This is a genomic window from Pseudomonas migulae (assembly GCF_043225285.1).
In the GTDB taxonomy this organism is placed as follows: domain Bacteria; phylum Pseudomonadota; class Gammaproteobacteria; order Pseudomonadales; family Pseudomonadaceae; genus Aquipseudomonas; species Aquipseudomonas migulae_C.
Map to the genome: position 1 here is coordinate 3,376,761 of NZ_CP171224.1, position 19,208 is coordinate 3,395,968.

At 60.5% G+C, this 19,208-nt stretch carries 10 protein-coding genes; 7 read left to right on the forward strand and 3 right to left on the reverse strand.

Going from position 1 to position 19,208, the window contains the following annotated elements; translation table 11 throughout:
* Positions 1-3: 3 nt before the first annotated feature.
* From ACF6ZU_RS15590 to ACF6ZU_RS15600, 3 genes are all read left to right on the forward strand, one after another.
* Positions 4-798, forward strand: a complete 795-nt coding sequence (locus ACF6ZU_RS15590; protein ID WP_392885061.1) for an AraC family transcriptional regulator — start codon at positions 4-6, stop codon at positions 796-798.
* A gap of 64 nt (positions 799-862) precedes the next feature.
* A complete protein-coding gene (locus tag ACF6ZU_RS15595) occupies positions 863-1,168 on the forward strand; it encodes a PsiF family protein (RefSeq protein WP_392885062.1) in 306 nt (101 codons plus the stop codon).
* 237 nt (positions 1,169-1,405) lie between these two features.
* Positions 1,406-2,419, forward strand: a complete 1,014-nt coding sequence (locus tag ACF6ZU_RS15600) for an AI-2E family transporter (RefSeq protein WP_392885063.1) — start codon at positions 1,406-1,408, stop codon at positions 2,417-2,419.
* A 114-nt stretch (positions 2,420-2,533) separates the two neighbouring features.
* On the opposite strand, the gene ACF6ZU_RS15605 is transcribed toward ACF6ZU_RS15600, so the two are convergent.
* On the reverse strand, positions 2,534-3,808 hold the full coding sequence (locus ACF6ZU_RS15605) for an Hsp70 family protein (RefSeq protein WP_392885064.1): 1,275 nt from the start codon (positions 3,806-3,808) through the stop codon (positions 2,534-2,536).
* Between the two features lie 297 nt (positions 3,809-4,105).
* Here ACF6ZU_RS15605 and ACF6ZU_RS15610 point away from each other — a divergent pair, with 297 nt between their 5' ends.
* A complete protein-coding gene (locus ACF6ZU_RS15610) occupies positions 4,106-5,053 on the forward strand; it encodes a DnaJ C-terminal domain-containing protein (RefSeq protein WP_392885065.1) in 948 nt (315 codons plus the stop codon).
* A 23-nt stretch (positions 5,054-5,076) separates the two neighbouring features.
* The gene (locus tag ACF6ZU_RS15615) at positions 5,077-5,382 is read left to right on the forward strand and encodes a chaperone modulator CbpM (protein WP_392885066.1); all 306 of its coding nucleotides are present in this window, start codon (positions 5,077-5,079) and stop codon (positions 5,380-5,382) included.
* Between the two features lie 94 nt (positions 5,383-5,476).
* Here ACF6ZU_RS15615 and ACF6ZU_RS15620 read toward each other — a convergent pair whose 3' ends face one another.
* Positions 5,477-6,598, reverse strand: a complete 1,122-nt coding sequence (locus tag ACF6ZU_RS15620) for a sensor histidine kinase (RefSeq protein ID WP_392885067.1) — start codon at positions 6,596-6,598, stop codon at positions 5,477-5,479.
* 247 nt (positions 6,599-6,845) lie between these two features.
* Between ACF6ZU_RS15620 and ACF6ZU_RS15625 the strand changes: the two genes are divergently transcribed.
* Complete coding sequence (locus ACF6ZU_RS15625; protein ID WP_392885068.1) at positions 6,846-12,071, forward strand: dermonecrotic toxin domain-containing protein; 5,226 nt, start codon at positions 6,846-6,848, stop codon at positions 12,069-12,071.
* Positions 12,072-12,229: 158 nt separating this feature from the next.
* Positions 12,230-17,362, forward strand: a complete 5,133-nt coding sequence (locus tag ACF6ZU_RS15630; RefSeq protein ID WP_392885069.1) for an NEL-type E3 ubiquitin ligase domain-containing protein — start codon at positions 12,230-12,232, stop codon at positions 17,360-17,362.
* Positions 17,363-17,490: 128 nt separating this feature from the next.
* Here the strand turns inward: ACF6ZU_RS15630 and ureC are convergent, their stop codons facing one another.
* Positions 17,491-19,191: an urease subunit alpha gene (ureC, locus tag ACF6ZU_RS15635; protein WP_392885070.1), complete on the reverse strand. Its 1,701-nt coding sequence runs from the start codon at positions 19,189-19,191 to the stop codon at positions 17,491-17,493.
* Positions 19,192-19,208 lie beyond the last annotated feature (17 nt).

The following is a 19,208-nucleotide window of genomic DNA, read 5'->3' on the forward strand; positions in this document are numbered from 1 at the left end:
AGCATGAACAGCAAACACATCGATCTGCTGGACTTCACCGAACTGCCTTCGCCGGTGTACTTCCGCTACGCCGATTTCAACAGCCACGAATACGCCTCGGCTCACCGTCACCCGTGGGGCACGCTGGAGTATTCGGCCAACGGTGTCCTGCACATGGAAATCGGCGCCAGCCGCTTCATGTCGCCGCCGCAATACGCCGTGTGGGTGCCGCCGCAGATCGAGCACAGTTTCTACAGCAACCAGCCGATCAACTACCGCGCGGTCTGCCTTTCGCCAGCGCTGTGCCAGGCCTTGCCGCAACAGGCCTGTACGCTGGCGATCAGCGACATTCTCAAGGCGATCCTCAAGGATTTCGCCGCCCGCGACGTGAAGATTCCCGAGCACGAGGCCGACCAGCGCCTGGCGCAAGTGCTGGTGGATCAGCTGCAGCAGGCGCCCGTCCACGAATGCTATTTGCCCTACGCCAGCAGTCCCGGCCTGCTCGGCATTCTGGAAGCCTTGCAGGCGGAGCCCGGAGATAACCGGCCGCTGTCGGCGTGGGCTGATCAGATCCATGTCAGCGAGCGCACGCTGGCGCGGCAGTTCGTGCGTGAGCTGGGGATGAGTTTCGGCGAGTGGCGACAGCGCTTGCGTTTTCTGGCGGCGATCGAGGCGCTGGACAGCCGGCGCAGCATTCAGGAGATCGCGTTCGACATGGGGTACAGCACCGGCTCGGCGTTTATCGCGATGTTCCAGCGTCAGGCCGGTTGCACGCCGGAACAGTATCGCCGCAGCCACCTTGAGAGCAGGAATGTGTAACAGGCGTTGTCTACACTCCAGAACGAGGCCGCGCCCCTCGGTGCGGCAACAAGGAGAAAACTCCATGAAGATGTTGCGTGTCCCTTTGTTGATGATCGGTTTGCTGCTCTGCTCCCAGGGTTTCGCCGCCACGGCCCAACAGAACAAGATGACCACCTGCAATGCTGACGCTACCGCCAAAAGCCTCAAGGGCGATGAGCGCAAGGCCTTCATGAGTACCTGCCTCAAAGCCGCGCCGGCGGCCAACGACGCGAAAGCGATGACCCCGCAGCAGGAGAAGATGAAGAACTGCAACGCCGATGCCGCGACCAAGGCGCTCAAGGGTGACGAGCGCAAGGCGTTCATGAGTGATTGCCTGAAGAAAAAATAAGCACTGAGCCCTGGATTTGTGGGGGGCTATGAGTGCCTCATCGCGAGCAGGCTCGCTCCCACATGGAACTGTGTACGCCAGACAAATGTGGGAGCGAGCCTGCTCGCGATAGGGCCGGTGAGGTCGCTGCAAAAAGACGGACTGCCCCCGACCAAGGTCACCCCACACAATCCCTAGTGCTGACACCCGAACGCTGGCAGACTGCCAATCCTTTTACGCCGTTCGTTTTGAGGCTGTATGCCAACGTTTTCTCAACGCCAAGTCCTGCTGGTCATCAGCTGGGTCATCATCTTTGGTGGTTTGTTGCTGGTGCTTCCGCTGCGCTTGCTGCCAAGCCTGCTGGCCGGGTTGCTGGTGTTCGAACTGGTCAACATGCTCACCCCGCAATTGCAGCGCTTGATCGAAGGCCGGCGCGCGCGCTGGCTGGCGGTGGCGTTGCTGGGCACGCTGGTGGTGAGCGTGCTGGCGCTGATCTTTGCCGGCGCCATCAGCTTCCTGCTGCACGAAGCGGAAAACCCCGGCGCCTCCCTCGATAAATTCATGCACGTGGTCGATCGCGCACGCGGGCAATTGCCGCCGTTCATCGATGCTTATCTGCCGGCCAGTGCCGCGGAGTTCCGCGTCGCCATCGGCGAGTGGATGAGCAAGCACCTCAGCGACCTGCAGCTCGTCGGCAAGGACGCGGCGCACATGTTCGTGACGCTGCTGATCGGCATGGTGCTCGGTGCGATCATCGCCTTGCAGCGCATACCCGACCTGACCAAGCGCAAACCCTTGGCCGCCGCGCTGTTCGATCGTTTGCACCTGCTGGTCCAGGCGTTCCGCAACATCGTGTTTGCGCAGATCAAGATTTCCCTGCTCAACACCTTCTTCACCGGGATTTTCCTCGCGGTGGTCCTGCCGATGTTCGGGATCAAGCTGCCGCTGACCAAAACCCTGATTGTGCTGACCTTCCTGCTCGGGCTGTTGCCGGTGATCGGCAACCTGATGTCGAACACCCTGATCACCATCGTCGGCCTGTCGCTATCGATCTGGGTCGCGGTGGCGGCGCTGGGTTACCTGATTGTTATCCACAAGCTCGAATACTTCCTCAACGCGCGCATTGTCGGCGGGCAGATCAGTGCCAAGTCGTGGGAGTTGCTGTTGGCGATGCTGGTGTTCGAGGCCGCGTTCGGCCTGCCGGGGGTGGTGGCGGGGCCGATTTATTACGCGTATCTGAAGAGTGAGTTGAAGCAGGTGGGGATGGTTTGATCCCGGGGATGTGTTGCCTGTGCTGACGCTATCGCGAGCAGGCTCGCTCCCACATTGGAATGTGATCTCCTGTGGGAGCGAGCCTGCTCGCGATGGACGCGACTCGGTGCTGGATCAGTCCATCGGCCCGTAACGCTTGGCCGCTTCAATCGCCAGACCGCTGCCGATACTGCCAAAGATGTTCCCTTCCACATGCCGCGCCTTCGGCAGCATCGCCGACACACTGTTGCGCAGCGCCGGAATGCCGCTCGAACCACCGGTGAAGAACACGGTATCGACCTGATCAACCGCCACGTTGGCGTCATTCAGCAGCTGGGTCACGCTGTTGCGCACACGCTCCAGCAGGTTGTCGATGGCCGATTCGAACAACGCACGGCTCAACTCCACGCTCAGCCCCGGCTCGATACGGTCCAGCGGCACATGGCGGCTGTCGGCGTGGGTCAGCTGGATCTTGGTTTCTTCCACTTCCATCGCCAGCCAGTGGCCGGCACGTTGCTCGATCAGCTTGAACAGACGGTCGATGCCGCCGGTGTCCTCGATGTCGTAGCGCATGCTGCCCAGGGCCAGGGTCGACTTTTGCGAGTACACCGAGTTGATGGTGTGCCAGGTCGCCAGGTTCATGTGGTGGCTGGTCGGCATGTAGGCACCGCTCTTCATGCGGCTGCCGTAACCGAACAGCGGCATCAGGCCTTGCAGGCTCAACTGCTTGTCGAAATCGGTCCCGCCGATGTGCACGCCGCCGGTGGCGAGGATGTCATCGTGGCGGTTGTCGTGGGTGCGACGCTCTGGGGACAGGCGCACCAGCGAGAAGTCGGAAGTACCACCGCCGATGTCGACGATCAGGACCAGCTCTTCCTTTTCGATGGTCGACTCGTAGTCGAACGCCGCCGCAATCGGTTCGTACTGGAACGATACGTCCTTGAAGCCGATGGCGCGGGCCACGTCCACCAGGGTGTTTTCCGCTTCCTGGTCGGCCATTTCATCGTCGTCGACGAAGAACACCGGGCGCCCCAGCACCACTTCATCAAACTCGCGACCGGCAGCGGTTTCGGCGCGCTTCTTCAACTGGCCGATGAACAGCCCGAGCAGGTCCTTGAACGGCATCGCCGTGCCGAGCACGCTGGTGTCGTGCTTGATCAGCTTGGAACCCAGCAGACTCTTGAGCGAGCGCATCAGGCGGCCTTCGTAGCCTTCCAGGTACTCGTGCAGCGCCAGACGGCCGTAGACCGGGCGGCGTTCTTCCATGTTGAAGAACACCACCGACGGCAGGGTGATCTTGTCGTCCTCCAGCGCGATCAGCGTTTCCATGCCGGGGCGCAGCCAGCCGACGGTGGAGTTGGACGTGCCGAAGTCGATACCACAGGCACGGGCTGGAGATGCGTTTTTCATGTCTTTCAGGTTCCGGTCAAAAAACGGCCGCGCAGTGTATGTCACTGCGGCGCAGATTCGAAGGCCGACTATCCGCTAAATCTCGGCCAATAGCGCCTTGATAAGCTGGCCGGATGCCCCAAACTTGTCTGCATCGAGCCTGGTAGCCATCGGACGGTCACAAGAACCGCCCACCGCTGCCGATAAACTTCTGATGCGCGCCCCGGTCACAAACTTGAGATCGGTCAACCCTGTAGCTGCCAATGAGCGCATGCTGCCGGTAGTGGCGCGATTTTGATAACGGATGGTGATCCTCAGATGGACTTCAAAGACTATTACAAGATTCTCGGTGTGGAACCGACCGCGGACGATAAGACGATCAAGGCCGCTTATCGCAAACTCGCGCGCAAATACCACCCCGACGTCAGCAAGGAAAAGGACGCCGAGGCCAAGTTCAAGGATGCCTCGGAAGCCTATGAAGCGCTGAAAAGTGCGGACAAGCGCGCCGAATACGACGACTTGCGCAAATACGGCCAGCACGGCCAACCGTTCCAGGGTCCGCCGGGCTGGCAGGGTCGTAGCGGCGGTGGCTTCGGTGGCGGTCAGGACGCGGGCGATTTTTCGGACTTCTTCAGTTCGATCTTCGGCAACCGTGGCGGTGGTTTTGGTGGTGGACAGTCGGGCCGCAGCGCCGGACGCCGAGGGCAAGACGTGGAAATGGAATTAGCGATTTTTCTGGAAGAAACCCTCTCGAACGAGTCGAAGAAGGTCACCTTCCAGGTGCCGCAGTACAACGCTGCCGGCCAGCACGTCAGCAACACCAGCAAAAGCCTGAACGTGAAGATCCCTGCCGGCGTGACCGACGGCGAGCGCATCCGCCTCAAGGGCCAGGGCGCACCGGGGATCGGCGGCGGGGCCAATGGCGACCTGTTCCTGATCATCCGCTTCGCACCGCACCCCAAGTTCGATGTCGAAGGCGAAAACCTGATCATCACGCTGCCATTGGCGCCGTGGGAATTGGCGCTGGGCACCGAAGTGGCCGTGCCGACCCTCACCGGCAAGATCAACCTCAAGGTCCCGGCCGGCAGCCAGAATGGCCAGCGCATGCGCGCCAAGGGCCACGGTCTGTTGAACAAGGCGGGTGAGCGTGGCTATCTGTTCGTGCAGTTGAAGGCGGTCATGCCCAAGACATCGAGCGACGAGGTCAAGGCGCTGTGGCAGGAACTGGCGAAAAAAGCCGCGTTCGACCCAAGAGAAAACTTCTGATCCAAGAGACGGAGTAGCCCATCATGAGCAAGCCCCTGATCGTTCAACTGGACCTGGCCGAATTCTGTGAGGCGACCGACTTGTCGGACGTCTACGTGATCGAAATCGTCGAGCACGGCATCCTCGAACCTCAGGGCCGGCAGCCCAAGGATTGGCGTTTCAACGATTACGAACTGGCCCTGGCCAAGCGTGCCGCCAAGTTGCGGCACGACCTGGAGCTGGAATGGGAAGGCGTCGCCCTGGCGCTGGACCTGCTGGAAGAGGTGCAGCAACTGCGGGCCGAGAACCGGATGCTCAAGCAGCGGTTGGGGCGGCTGGTTGTCGAATAGCTGAAGCGAACCCGATTCCTGTAGGAGCCAGCTTGCTGGCGATGGCGTCCGAAAGATCGCCATCGCCAGCAAGCTGGCTCCTACAGATGTTGGTCTATCTGGGCAACATAACGGTAAACAGCGTCCCGTCAGCCTCGTTCGAGCTGACCTCGATCGTCCCGCCATGGGCGTCGACCACTTCCTTCACGATAAACAACCCCAGGCCCAGGCTGGTGGACGGCTGGCCGAGTTCTTCGTCGGCGCTGCGTACCAGCGGGTCGAAGATGGTGCCGATCGCTTCCTCGGGAATCGGCGCGCCGAAGTTATGCACCGTCAGACGAACGGCGTCGGCCTCGCCCGTGAGAGTCACCGTCACATCGCGTTTGTTAGAGCCATGCTGCAGCGCATTGCCGATCAGGTTTTGCAGCAACTGACCCAGCCGTCCGGCATCCCAGACACCGCGCGTATCGCCCTGCACCTGCACCGTTGGATCGCACTCGGGATTGCCCGCGCACGCTTCGGCAATCGCCGCGTGTGCGGCATCGGCGAGGTCCATCGGCGCCGGTTCGATTGGCAGGCTCTTGCCCAGGCGGCTGCGCACCAGTTCCAGCAGATCGCCGACCATCACCGCCATGTGCCGCGCACCGCGCTTGATGTTGTTCGCGCACGCCAGGGCATCGCCTTCGAGCGTGGTTTTGCGCATCAGCATTTCGGTGGACAGGCTCACGGCCTGCAACGGTGCACGCAGGTCATGGCCGAGAATCGCCAGGAAGATATCCCGTGAGCGATTGACCTGTTCGGCATAGGCCGCCGTCGATTCGGCGAGGGCTTCGTCGATGGCTTCGTTGAAACGGATCATGTCCTGGAAGTAGGCGAGGTCCGGCGAATCCAGGCTGTTGACCCACAACCGGATCACACACGCCCGCAGGTGGCGGAATTCGCTGGTCATCTGCACCAGGTCGAAACCCACGGTATGACGCAGCTCACCGTGGCTGGCGCCGGCTTCATCCAGGCTTGGGGTTTTTTCCGGGCCTTCGCCCTTGGCCTTGGCGCGTTGCTCGCTGGCGGTTTGCGCCGTGGTCATGTCCCGGGCCGTGGCCAGGAGGATTTCCTTGGCGTGATCACGCAGGGCCACGCGATCCATAGTCTCCGCCGCAGGGGTGATCGTTTTGGCGAACTGCTCCCATTCATCGACGATTCGGTCTACCTGTTGCCTGATGAATTCGGGGAGGCGCATGACCGGGTTCCTGAGGATTTCGGAGGCTGAACGTGACGCATAGTAGCGCCTTTAGGCTGGAAAAAAACCTCCGGCGGCACGGCGGCATACTGCGCATTTTTCAGGGTGGTACATAGATGTACTCGAGACGCTGTTTTTCGAACGATGAACGCATTCCTCCCCTGATAACCAACAGTTATTCAGGCTTTTGTTTTGTCGGCGGCTCAATAGTCTAGGGGCTCGACTCATCATTTGAAGGTTTGACCCCATGTCTGATTTGCAAGGACGCAATCCGACGGCAACCCAGGTTGCCAAAAGCGTTCACGAACAACGCGTGACCAAGGCTATTCCCGCCGCGATAAAAAATGCTTCGCCGGCCACGCTGCAATCCCTGTTGAAACTCAACGGGAAAATGCCGGACTGGTACATGAAGGTCTCGCGGTCTGACCGACAGCATCTGAAAGCGCTGATGGATGAGCGCTGGCGTTTGCAAGGCGAACTGGATGAATTGCTGGTTGATCTTCAGAGCGATATCGAAGCGTTCGGCAAACAGCTGCTCACGACATCGCTGCAAGCCAATTTCAACACCACCGAAGACCCCGAAACCCTGTCACTGCACCTGTACGTGCCGGACAACCTCATTTTCGGCATTGATACCGAAGTCAGCCGCCTGCGCCGCAGCTCATTGCTCGCCGCGGCGCTGCACAACTTCGAAGAGGCGGAAACCCGGGAGCATGCGTTCAGAAGCGGGTCCGGTGTGTACCGCACCAGTCCTCAGGGAACCCCGCATCGAATCAATGCCATGACCCCGGCGAGGTTCGCCAGCCTGTGCCGCCGGCTGGACATCGGCGGGCAGTATCAAACCCATATCAAGGCGCGGCTGGAGCCGGCGGCGCCCGATGCAAAACAGCGGTTGCAGGACCGTTCTACGGCCAGTGAAAAAGCCGCTTTCAGGTTGTCGGCGTTTATCGCGCGCCTGAAAGGCGACATCAGTGCGCAAGCCTTTGACCGGCTGCAAGAGGTCGTCGAAGGAAAGGCAGACATCCGGTTTCATGGTTCGCCCCTGCACAGCCATCGGTTGTCTTTGATGGGTTTTCGCATGACGTCGGTGGTGTTGTTCAGTGCGGAGAGTGAAGCATCGGCGGTGAAAAAGGCTGTGAATGCCTTGACGCCCGACAGCGTGAAATTCTGGACTGGCTGGTCTCGCCTCATTCCGTTTTTACCCGGCCAGGAGTACGAGAAATTCAAGCTGGTCCAGGCCTTCTTCGCCAACGGCCCGAGCGGTGTCCGGGATGAAATGCTGCGCAATGACGATATTTACCAACAGAGCCGGCTGGCCGGACCGCTGATCGCCTATGTGCCGGATGATCCCGACCATCCGCTCAAGGAGTACGCCTCGCTCACCGAGTTCATGAAGGCCTTGATCAGCCAGTTGCGTGAGCCGGCTTACCAGGCGTTTTTCAGCCGGTTCGTCGCGCAGAAGGACAAGGGGCATTTTTTTGCCCGGGTCAACGAGCGCCTCAAGACCTTCAAGTGGCAGCAGCGTGAGCCGCTCGACATGGGGCCCTGGTGGCGAGAAACCGCAATCGAAAACCCGGAGGCCGAGCCGATCACCAACCGAATGGCCGATGACCTGTGGGTCACCCTGTTCCGCGAACGGCGTGACAAGGCGATCAGCGATGCACGCTGCATTGCCGTGCCGACCGACGATGAAGATGCGACCAGTCGCTGGAAGCGTGTGACCAGCTACCTCGACATCGGCTGGAACGTGTTCAGCTTCGCCGCCCTGTTGGTGCCCGGACTGGGTGAGGCGGTGCTGGGTATCATGGTGGCGCAAATGCTCGCGGAGCTTGCCGAAGGCATCGAGGACTGGAGCAAGGGTGACAAGGAAGAAGCGGCGACCTACATCAATGGTGTGCTGATCAACTTTGCGCAATTTACGCTGATGGGCGCCGGACATGTGTTGCCCCGAACGCCCGTCACTCTTTCGCCCTTCGTCGAAAACCTCAAGCCGATAGAGTTCGGAGGCGAAGAGCGGCTCTGGAATCCCGACCTGACGGCCTATGAACATCCGTTTGTCCTGCCACCAGCGGCGAAGCCAGGCGAGCTCGGCCTTTATCGGCATCAGAACAAGGACGTGCTGCGGCTCGACGACAAGCACTACGCGGTGGCGACCGACCCGCAGACCGGGCTGCATCGCCTCATCCACCCGGAACGGCCAGACGCGTATCAACCCGTGGTCGAGCACAACGGTGCGGGTAGCTGGAAAACTGAAATCGATCGTCCGCTTGAGTGGGACAAGACGCGCTTGCTCAGGCGATTGGGCAGCGTGACGGAGGAAGTGTCCGATGAATCCCTCGAACAGATCCTGACCGTCAGTGGCGTCGAGGAAAACGCGCTGCGCCGAATGCACGCCGAGCACGAAACACCGCCGGCGATGCTGGTCGATACTCTGGATCGTTTCAAGGCGTATGCGCAGGCCGGAGAGCTTGGCGAACACATCCTCGCGGACAGGGTTCCCGAAACGCTGGAAAACCTGATCCCTGCCTTCATGACCGAACTCCCGCGCTGGCCGGAGTCGCGAGGCATTGCGCTGTTCGATGGGCCCGCGCTGGAAGGTGTTTCTGTCGACTTTGGCTCGGCCGAACGTCAGATCAAACTGTCTCGCGCCGACCTTCGGGCAGGCCGATTACCGACGCGGGTCATCGAGCATTTCAGCGAGAAGGAAATCCACGAGTTACTCGGCCAGGGCATTTCCAGCGACAGGCAATTGCGCATCAACGAACTGCGCAAACGTCTGGCCGGACACGCCGGCCAACAGCGCCAGCGCACGTTCGAGACTCTCTACAAACAATGGAAAGTCTCTGACAGTGCCGACGTGATGTTGTTGTGCGACGCGTATCCGACATTGCCGGTGATCGTCGCTGAGGAATTACTGCGCGACGCCGCGCCGGAGGAACTGTTCCACCTGAAACAAAAGCGCCGGATTCCCCTGAGCCTTCGCGAAAAGGCGCGGGCTGCGCAGGACCAGGTACGCATCAGTCGTGCGTACGAAGGCCTCTATCTGGAAGCACTGGAAGACGCTGATACTCGTCGCCTGGCGCTGGCTTCGCTGGCCGTCATGCCCGGTTGGTCGGCCGACGTTCGCATTGAGATTCGTGCGTTCTCGTACACCGGCGAATTGCAGGCCAGCGTCGGCCCCATAACGGCGCCGATCCGCAAAGTCCTGTTTGTCGATGAGCAAGGCCTGTACCACGCACGCGACGAGCTTGCGCAGCATCTGCACGGTGCCGATGACTTCTATGCGGCGGTGTTACATGCGCTGCCGGATAGGCAGCGCGAAGCGCTCGGATTCGAGATTTTCCAGGGGGGCCAACTCAAGCAGGCCATCCAGCGCTCGCCGCTCAGCCAGGAACATTTCGCCTCGGTTGTGGAGCAGCACCCGATTCGCAAACCGGCCTACGATCCGAACGTCATGCGTCTGCGGGGCGGAATGCCGTTGTTCTCGCGGAAAATGAGCGTAAAGACGATTCGCCAACGCATGGGCTGGTTGTACCCGGGTTTTTCCGAAGCGCAAGTCGAGGAAATGCTGAGCGGGTTCGGCGACGCCACACAAACGCGTTTGCAAGCCCTGGAGGATGAGTTCGTCGAGTTGCAGATGGCGCTCAATCGCTGGTTCAGGTCGCCAATGACGACGACGGACACCGCAGCGGAAATGGCCTCCAGGAAGCAGGTTTACACCGCCATCAAACAATGCTGGCAGCGGACCGGCCCGGCGGGTGAGGAGGTACCGGGCATCGTCCGTGCGCAGATGCTCAATCTGGACGGGCAACTCATGGGGCAGCACCTGGCGACGATGCCGAGGCTGACCGCCAACTTCGATCACGTCACCGAGTTGAACATGCGCCGGGCCGGCCTGCTCAGCAGCCAGGCGTCATTTCTGGAACCCTTTCACCAAGTTCGTTATCTGGACCTCGGCGGGAATCTGTTGAACCGTTTGCCCCCGGCAATCGGCGAGATGCCTCACCTCGCTCACCTGGTTCTGAGTGACAACCAGATCGAACTGACCAGCCTCGCCGTTACCCGTTTGCGAGGCCTGACTCGTCTCAGGTACATCGGGCTCAGAGGCAACCCCTTGCGGCTGCTGCCCGATGTCAGTCAGATGCCGGAGTTGCATACGATGATCCTGGAGAATACCGGCATCGACAGCTGGCCGACGGGGCTGCTGATGCAGTCTCGACCGCGCAACCTCTACCTTAATCTGCGGCGCAACCCGATCAGCAGCATCCCCGACGTTGCCCCGGGCTCATTTCGTGCGGAGATCCTGGCCCGCACGCTGCTCAGCCGTGAACCGCGATGGATCTCCCCGGAGAACCTGGACATCCTGCGCAGGTATACCGAGTCGGTCGGCCTCGACCCCGACCGCCCGTACCCACCCCGAGGAACGCTGGACAGTGCCCAGTGGGGCGCGGGGTTGTCCGATGAAAAATGGCAGGACAGGCAGGCCATCTGGGATGCGGTCGAGGATGAGTTCAACTCCGAGGCTTTTTTCAACGAGATCCGGCGGCTGACCCAGTCCGCCGATTTCACTGACAGGAATGGTATCTATCGGCGAGAGCTGACAGCCAAGGTCTGGCGCATGCTGCAGGCAATGTCTGAAGACAGCGAGTTGCGCACCGCCCTTTTTGCCGAGGCGGTGGCGCGCACACAGTGTGTCGACGGGGCGACGCAACTGTTCAATGTTCTGGGCCTGAAGGTGCTCGTTCACGAAGCCTATGCACTGGCGAACCGGGGGTTGGTCGAAGCCGAACTGGTCAGCCTGGCTAAAGGCGCATCGCGTCTGGACGAGATCGAGCGCATTGCCGAACGCCTCATCGCCCAACGCCTGGCCAGCGGGGAGCAGATTCGAAGGGTAGGCGCCGACGGCAACGTGACGGGAAGCGTCGATGTCGTCGAAGTTCACTTGGCGTTGACCACCGAACTGGCGAAGCCAGAGGCGGACGGCGGCCTCGACTTGCCCTGGCAGGCTCGCACCATGCAGTTTCGCAGTATGGCGGGCGTAACCCGGGAGATGATTGAAGACGCTCGACTACGAGTGCTGGGGCTGGAGGAGGGCAATGGATTGCGTGATTCGATTGCCGAACTGCCGTTCTGGAAATCCTGGATCGAGCGAAGCAACCGGGCGCGCTTCAGACTGTTGGATCGACGAATGAACGCACTGTATGAGTTCAAGACCGTCTTGCAGGAAAGAGCAGACGGAGGGGATCTGTTGCCAGCGCAAAAAGACCGGTTGAAAACTCGTATCAGAGTCCTGGCCTTCGAGCTTGGCAAGCCGGAAAGCGAGTTTGCACCTGGCAAGGTGATGGCGGATGAAGAGTTCGCGGAGCAATACAGCGCGATCAAAGACGACAGGGACTCCTTGCTTAAACAGTTGACGCAACAAGCCATGGACCGCGCGAAACTGCAGCGGGTCGAGGTGCCGTTGAACGCGTAACTCACCCGATGGAACGTGATTTTTCGACGCGATGGCTACCCCGTCATCGCGTCGCTTTCGCTGCGGTTTTCGTGCTGCGTGCGGTACATATTTGAGCTTTTTTCCGTAAGCCACTCGTTAGGCTCTGACGACTTTCAATCAGTCATGGATGACCTGACATGTCCGAATCAACTAAACCCTCTGCTGCTCTCGAAGGCACTTTCAATGTAGACCTTAGGGGTGTCCATTACGACTTCCTCAAGGACCGCATACCTGCCTGGTTCAGCGAGTCCTCTGTGCAGCGCAAAGTGGAAGCCGGCAGCCACGAACTGCAACTTCCCGCCTGGTACAAGACCGCCACGTCCACGCAGAAAAAAGCCCTGGCGGACAGCCACACACGCTTTCGCGAGACCTTGAATCAGGTCGATACAACACTCGGGCGCATCAAGGATGTCTACGCGTTCGCCGAGCAACCGCTCAAGGATGCGATCAAGGCGAGGTTCAATCTCGACCTCGACGTCAGAAACGTTTTTTTCGCCCGTAAATACGCCTTCAAAGGACGGGATGATTTGTTCGGGGCTTTCGTTTTTGATCAGCAGATCGATTCGAGCCTGAACCACGAATATCGAGGCGTCTCTTTGCTGGATGCCGCCCTGGCCAACTTCGAGCCCAATGAAGCCAGGCCTTCTCGCTGCCGCGATTGCCAGCTCATCACCGACTGGAGCAACTACGACGGCGAGATCATTCCGAGCTTCGAAGCGGTCAACTCTCAGGCCCGCTCCATCGCGCCCCATGAGTTTGCCAGTCTCTGTCGCACACTCGATCTTGGCACGCTTTACCAACAACATATCAAGGACATTCTGGAACCGGAGGGGCAGCGCGAAACGCTGGCGTCGCACCTGGAGGAGCACTTGCGGCAACAGCTGGCCGTGACCACCGAAATCGCCCGGCATCAATATGCAATTCGGGCGGGCAGTCGGCAGGTCCAGTCGGGTATCAGCGACGACGTTTACCGGATGCTCCAGCAAGCCCTCGCCAACGACGGCAGCGCTACTCTCGACGACAGGCCTGTGTCCTTTGCGACGTTGAAAGTGTTCGGTATCGAACTGGCGGGACCTTTGTTGATCGGCCCGAATCGCAAGGACTCTGATCGGGTCGAGCGCCTGGCCGTTTACCTGCCCAACGACCCGCACCACCCGCTGAAGGAATATGCCTCCAACGCCGACTTCATGGTCGACCTGAGGACTCGCCTGCACAACGGCGCCTATCGACGCTTTTTCAGTCAGTTCATCCCCGTGCGCCAACAGGGTGTGTTCTTCCGCGAGTTCAACAAGCTGTACAAGCCCGCCGGTGTGGGTGTTCAGGCTGACTACCCGGTGCAGTCCAGGCCGGCGAAGCTGCCCATGGATGAGGCTTCTATTGCCGGGAGTATGTGGCCACGGCTGCGACAGAACCTGCTCAGCAAAATCTACGACGACGCGCGCGCGGTCGCGGTAAGCACTGGCGCCGAAGACCGTAAGGCCCGGGCGAACCGGCTGGAAAGTTACTTCGATGCGGTGGTGAACGTGTTCAACCTCGCCGCGTTTGTGGTGCCGGGGCTGGGGCCGATCATGCTGACGGTGGGCGCCGTGCAGATGTGCAATGAGGTTTTCGAGGGCATTGAAGCTTACGAGCAAGGCGAGCCCAAAGAAATGTGGGCGCACTTTGCCAGCGTGGCGCTGAATGTGGCGTTTGTCGGCACCGGGGCGGCCGTTCTGCCCAAGGTCCAACTGTCTGGCGCGGTGGATTCTCTAAAGCCAGTCACGCTTGCCAGTGGCGAGAAAAAATTGTGGAACCCGGATCTTTCGCCGTACAAGTCCGACATCACGCTACCTCCTGAGTCCAGCCCCGATGCGCAGGGGCTGTACACGCACAATGGACAAAAGATCCTGGCTCTGGAAGGCGACCACTACCAGGTACGGCAAGATCCGGAGAGCGAACAATTCTGCATCCAGCATCCGTCTCGCCCCGAGGCCTACAGTCCCGAACTTCTGCACAACGGCGAAGGGGCCTGGCATCACGAACTGGAACGCCCTCAGACCTGGGACGCGACGCTCATGCGGCGGCTCGGACCTGTGGCACAAGGTTTCAATGATGTCGAGCTGGAGCAGATCCGCCAGATCAGTGGTGTCGACAAAGATGTCCTTCGCCGGTTGCATGTAGAAGGCGAACCGGTGCCGGCCATTCTGCTTGAGACCTTCAAAAAGTTTCACGCTTATGGTGATGCCGCGAAAGTTGCTGAGGGTATTCGCGAGGGGGCGCTATCCAGTGAGTTGTGCGGTTACGCCGCCTCGCTGGCGGTCGAGTTGCCGGGGTGGCCGGCGAGCAAAGCGATCGAGGCTGTTTCCGATACCGTTTCGAGCGAACCGTCGGTCAAGTACGGCAAGCTCGATGCCCTGCCGCAAGACATCCTTCAAGTCAGCCGCGCGGACCTGATGAACGGTCAGTTGCCGGCTCGCATCATCACCTTCCTGGGCGAGGGGGAAATAAAATCACTTTTGCCAAACTACACCCCCAGAACGCCAGAAGAGCGGATCAGTGCCCTGCAACAAAAACTGCAGGCACAGGCGATCAGTGCCAGGGCACGCCTGACACGCAGCCTCTATGCCGAGCCAGAAACGTCGGCCGATGCAGCGGTCGCGGTGGTGCAACGGGATTTCACCCGCTTGCCGACGAAGATGATCCAGGAGCTGCTGGCCGACGCCACGCCCGTCGAGCTAACAACTCTGGAGACCGACGGCCGCGTTCCCCTGCGCCTGGCTGAAGGCGCTCGCCGGTTACAGCAGCAGATGCGCATCACCCACGCTTTCGAGGGGTTGTACCTGGATGCGCTGATCGACAAGGACACCGAGACGCTGGTGTTCAACACGTTGCCGAAATTGCCGGGCTGGGTGAACGGTATTCGTCTCGAAGTGCGCGAGGGTTGGCTTGAGGGTGAACTGCGTGCCAGTGTCGGGCCGCAGGACGCCAGTGAGCGCAAGGTGCTCCTGCGAATGGAGGACGGCCGCTATGAAGCGCGCAATGATCGTGATGAGCATTTGCACGGAGCCGATGATCTCTACGCCTCGCTTCAACACGCCTTGCCCGACCGCCAGCGCCAGGCCATCGGTGTGCCGGGTGTCGAGCAGGGGGCGCAGTTGAAGGCGAAAATCCTTGAGCATCAACTGAGCCCCGATCTACTTCGCCCGCTGCTGAAAATGTCGCCGCGTCGACAACCGTTCTTCAACCCGCCGATGCGCTTGTCCGGTGAACGTATCGGTTACCCGCTCAGTGATCATCCCATCGTCAGTCGCTGGATTCGGGTCACCCGGGCACGTGTTCTCGCGCTGTATCCCACGATGACAGAGGAGCAAGTCATTTCATTTGTGGAGGATATGGACGAGACGCTGGAAATGGACTTGTTGAACCGGGAAAACGAGTACGAAGAGTTTAAAAACACGTTGGAAGACTGGCACCGGACATGGGTGAGGAGCGTGCCGGAGGAAGAGCGTTCGGCCACTGATTATCGCGAGCGTCGTGACGCACGGCTGGCGATCATGAAAGCCCTCAAGCAGGCCTGGCAGCGCACGGGCGAGGTGGACGTGGACAACACCGGTTATCCGCAGGGCCAACGCATTGATTTATCTGACCAGGACATCTGGGAGGAGCTCGCTGAATTCCCGTCGCTCACGGCCAACTTCGACCATGTCACTTACCTGGATTTATCGGGTACGGGTATTGAAAACACCGCCGACCGGTTTCTAGGCAATTTCAGGCGATTGCACACACTGGTGCTGGGTAATAACGAGTTGGCTGCACTGCCCGACAATCTGGGAAGTATGACCCACCTGTCATCACTGGATCTGTCCGACAACCTGATCGAACTTGACGCAGCGGCCGTCGCGCAACTGCGCAACCTCACTCGCCTGCGGTACCTGGGGCTTGAAGGCAACCCGTTGGGTGCGCCGCCGGACATCGGACAGATGCCGGCCCTGCAGATTCTGTCGCTGGCGGATACCGGTCTCAATACCTGGCCGGTGGGCCTGTTCGATCATGTGCGGCCGCGCACCTTCTATCTGGATATGAAGGCCAACGTACTTGAGATCGTTCCTGACGTGATACCCGGGTCGGTGCAGGCCGAGCTTGTCGCGCGCACGCTCATCAATTACGAACCTGCCAATATTTCCGCGGAGAATCTGCAACGGATCAGGAACTATGGGCACTCAGTGGGGTTTGAGCCGAATCGACCGACGCCTGCCCTTGGTGTGGCCGACAGTGGACTGTGGTCTGCGGGAATGACCGAGGAACAATGGAAGAGTAAACAGGATGTGTGGGCCGACCTCGAAAACGAGCCGGGGTCCGAGCCGTTTTTCAATGAGCTGAGAAAGCTGTCCGAGTCTGCGGACGCGGTGACCGCCGAGCCGGCGGCCAAGGTCGATCTGTGTCGTAAGGTCTGGTCAATGGTTGAGGCCATGGTCGACAACACGGCCCTGCGGGAGAAACTGTTTCACATGGCCACGGCCCCGACTACCTGCGTGGATGCGGGCGCGCAATTGTTCAATGCCATGGGTCTGGAAGTGCTGATTGTCCAGGCGTATGGATTGGGTGCACGGGACCTGGTCGAGACTGCATTGGTCAAGCTGGCGCGGGGTAAGTCGCGGCTGGACCGGTTGGGCAAGATTGCACGGGAACGGATAGATGAGCTGATCCACGAGGGGCGCCAGTTCATCGAGTTCGACGAAGACGAGAACCTGGTTCCACACTTTGATGCCCAGGGACAGCGGCTCGCGGATATCGACGAAGTGGAAATCCATATGGTCTACCCCACTCAATTGGCGGCGGAGGAGTATCTGGACTTACCTTGGCAATCCCGGGAGATGAGATTCGCGGCGCCCGATGTGTCGGTCGAACTGATCCAGAATGCGTATGAACGAATTTTGGCTGAAGAGGAGGGACCCAAGCTGCAAGCCTTGCTGCTCGAACAGGAATTCTGGGTGGATTTCCTCAAGCGATCCCATGCAGAGCGGATCTCCACACTGCGAGCCAGGGACGAACGCCTGCTGGACTTGCAAGCCGCGCAACGAGCCTGGCTCGGCAGCGATTCGTCGGTGCAACGGATTCACTGGCGTGCGCAAGTGCGTCGTCTGGCAAAGCTGCTGGGCAAGCCGGAAAGTGAAATCAGGCCTGGCATGGTGTTGAGCAATGACGAGTATTACGCCGAGATGGCCGCGATCGCGACGCAGGAAAAAGCGCTGATCAGCCAGTTGACCGAAGCAGCCTTGCAGCGCGGGTAAGCTAACGCTCCCCCCTGTAGGAGCGAGCTTGCTCGCGATGGCCTTGGGAACAACGCGTTTGCCTGGGAAGTACGCGTTATCGTTAACGTCCATCGCGAGCAGGCTCGCTCCTACAGGGTACGGGGTTGTCAGAACAGGAAATAACGCTGCGCCATCGGTAGCGTTTCCGCCGGTTCGCACCACAGCAACACGCCGTCGGCCTTGACCTGGTAGGTCTGCGGGTCGACGTCGATGTTCGGCAGGTAATCGTTGTGGATCAGGTCGGTTTTCTGCACGTCGCGACAGCCTTTGACCACCGCGATTTTCTTCTTCAGCCCCAGCGATTCCGGCAACCCTGCTGCCTGCGCCGCCTGGCTGATAAAGGTGAGGCTGGTGGCATGCAGCGAGCCGCCGTAGCTGGCGAACATCGGGCGGTAGTGCACCGGTTGGGGCGTCGGGATCGAGGCGTTGGCATCCCCCATCAGGCTGGCCGCAATGGCACCGCCCTTGAGAATCAACGTCGGCTTGACCCCGAAAAACGCCGGGCGCCACAGCACCAGATCAGCCCATTTCCCCACTTCCACCGAACCCACTTCATGGCTGATGCCATGGGTGATCGCCGGGTTGATCGTGTACTTGGCGATGTAGCGTTTGGCGCGGAAGTTGTCGTTGCCCTCGCCATCGCCGGGCAGTGGGCCGCGCTGTTTCTTCATTTTGTCGGCGGTTTGCCAGGTGCGCGTGATGACTTCGCCGACCCGGCCCATGGCCTGGCTGTCGGAGCTGATCATCGAGAACGCGCCGAGGTCGTGCAGGATGTCTTCGGCGGCAATCGTCTCGCGGCGGATGCGGCTTTCGGCGAAGGCCACGTCTTCGGCAATGCTCGGGTCCAGGTGGTGGCAGACCATCAGCATGTCGAGGTGTTCGTCGATGGTGTTGCGGGTGAACGGCCGGGTCGGGTTGGTCGAGCTCGGCAGCACGTTGGCGAAACCGCAGGCCTTGATGATGTCCGGCGCATGCCCGCCACCCGCACCCTCGGTGTGATAGGTGTGGATGGTGCGACCCTTGAACGCAGCGAGGGTGGTTTCGACGAAACCGGACTCGTTGAGGGTGTCGGTGTGGATCGCCACCTGCACGTCGTACTGGTCAGCGACGCTCAGGCAGTTGTCGATGCTCGCCGGGGTGGTGCCCCAGTCTTCGTGCAACTTCAGGCCGATGGCGCCGGCCTTGACCTGCTCGATCAACGGCTCTGGCAGGCTGGCGTTGCCTTTACCGGTGAGGCCGATGTTCATCGGGAAGGCGTCCGCCGCCTGGAGCATCCGCGCCAGGTGCCATGGCCCCGAGGTGCACGTGGTGGCGTTGGTGCCGGTAGCCGGGCCGGTGCCGCCGCCGATCATGGTGGTGACGCCGCTCATCAGCGCTTCTTCGATCTGCTGCGGGCAGATGAAGTGGATGTGGGTGTCGATGCCGCCAGCGGTGAGGATCATGCCTTCACCGGCGATGACTTCAGTGCCGGCGCCGATGGCGATGGTTACGTTCGGTTGCACGTCCGGGTTGCCCGCCTTGCCGATGCCGGCGACACGCCCGTCCTTGAGGCCCACGTCGGCTTTGACGATGCCCCAGTGGTCGATGATCAGGGCGTTGGTGATCACCGTGTCGACCACTTCAGCGGCCAACAGCTGGCTCTGGCCCTGGCCGTCGCGAATGACTTTGCCGCCGCCGAACTTCACTTCTTCGCCGTAGGTGGTGAAGTCCTTTTCCACTTCGATCCACAGCTCGGTATCGGCCAGACGGACCTTGTCACCTACCGTGGGACCGAACATGTCGGCGTAGGCTTGTCTTGAGATTTTCATGGGCATGCCTTGAGATT

Bases quoted from the DNA above. Each gene is read 5' to 3' on its own strand.
- ACF6ZU_RS15590 (WP_392885061.1), top strand. From the start codon at position 4: ATGAACAGCAAACACATCGATCTGCTGGACTTCACCGAACTGCCTTCG.
- ACF6ZU_RS15595 (WP_392885062.1), top strand. From the start codon at position 863: ATGAAGATGTTGCGTGTCCCTTTGTTGATGATCGGTTTGCTGCTCTGC.
- ACF6ZU_RS15600 (WP_392885063.1), top strand. From the start codon at position 1,406: ATGCCAACGTTTTCTCAACGCCAAGTCCTGCTGGTCATCAGCTGGGTC.
- ACF6ZU_RS15605 (WP_392885064.1), bottom strand. From the start codon at position 3,808: ATGAAAAACGCATCTCCAGCCCGTGCCTGTGGTATCGACTTCGGCACG.
- ACF6ZU_RS15610 (WP_392885065.1), top strand. From the start codon at position 4,106: ATGGACTTCAAAGACTATTACAAGATTCTCGGTGTGGAACCGACCGCG.
- ACF6ZU_RS15615 (WP_392885066.1), top strand. From the start codon at position 5,077: ATGAGCAAGCCCCTGATCGTTCAACTGGACCTGGCCGAATTCTGTGAG.
- ACF6ZU_RS15620 (WP_392885067.1), bottom strand. From the start codon at position 6,598: ATGCGCCTCCCCGAATTCATCAGGCAACAGGTAGACCGAATCGTCGAT.
- ACF6ZU_RS15625 (WP_392885068.1), top strand. From the start codon at position 6,846: ATGTCTGATTTGCAAGGACGCAATCCGACGGCAACCCAGGTTGCCAAA.
- ACF6ZU_RS15630 (WP_392885069.1), top strand. From the start codon at position 12,230: ATGTCCGAATCAACTAAACCCTCTGCTGCTCTCGAAGGCACTTTCAAT.
- ureC (WP_392885070.1), bottom strand. From the start codon at position 19,191: ATGAAAATCTCAAGACAAGCCTACGCCGACATGTTCGGTCCCACGGTA.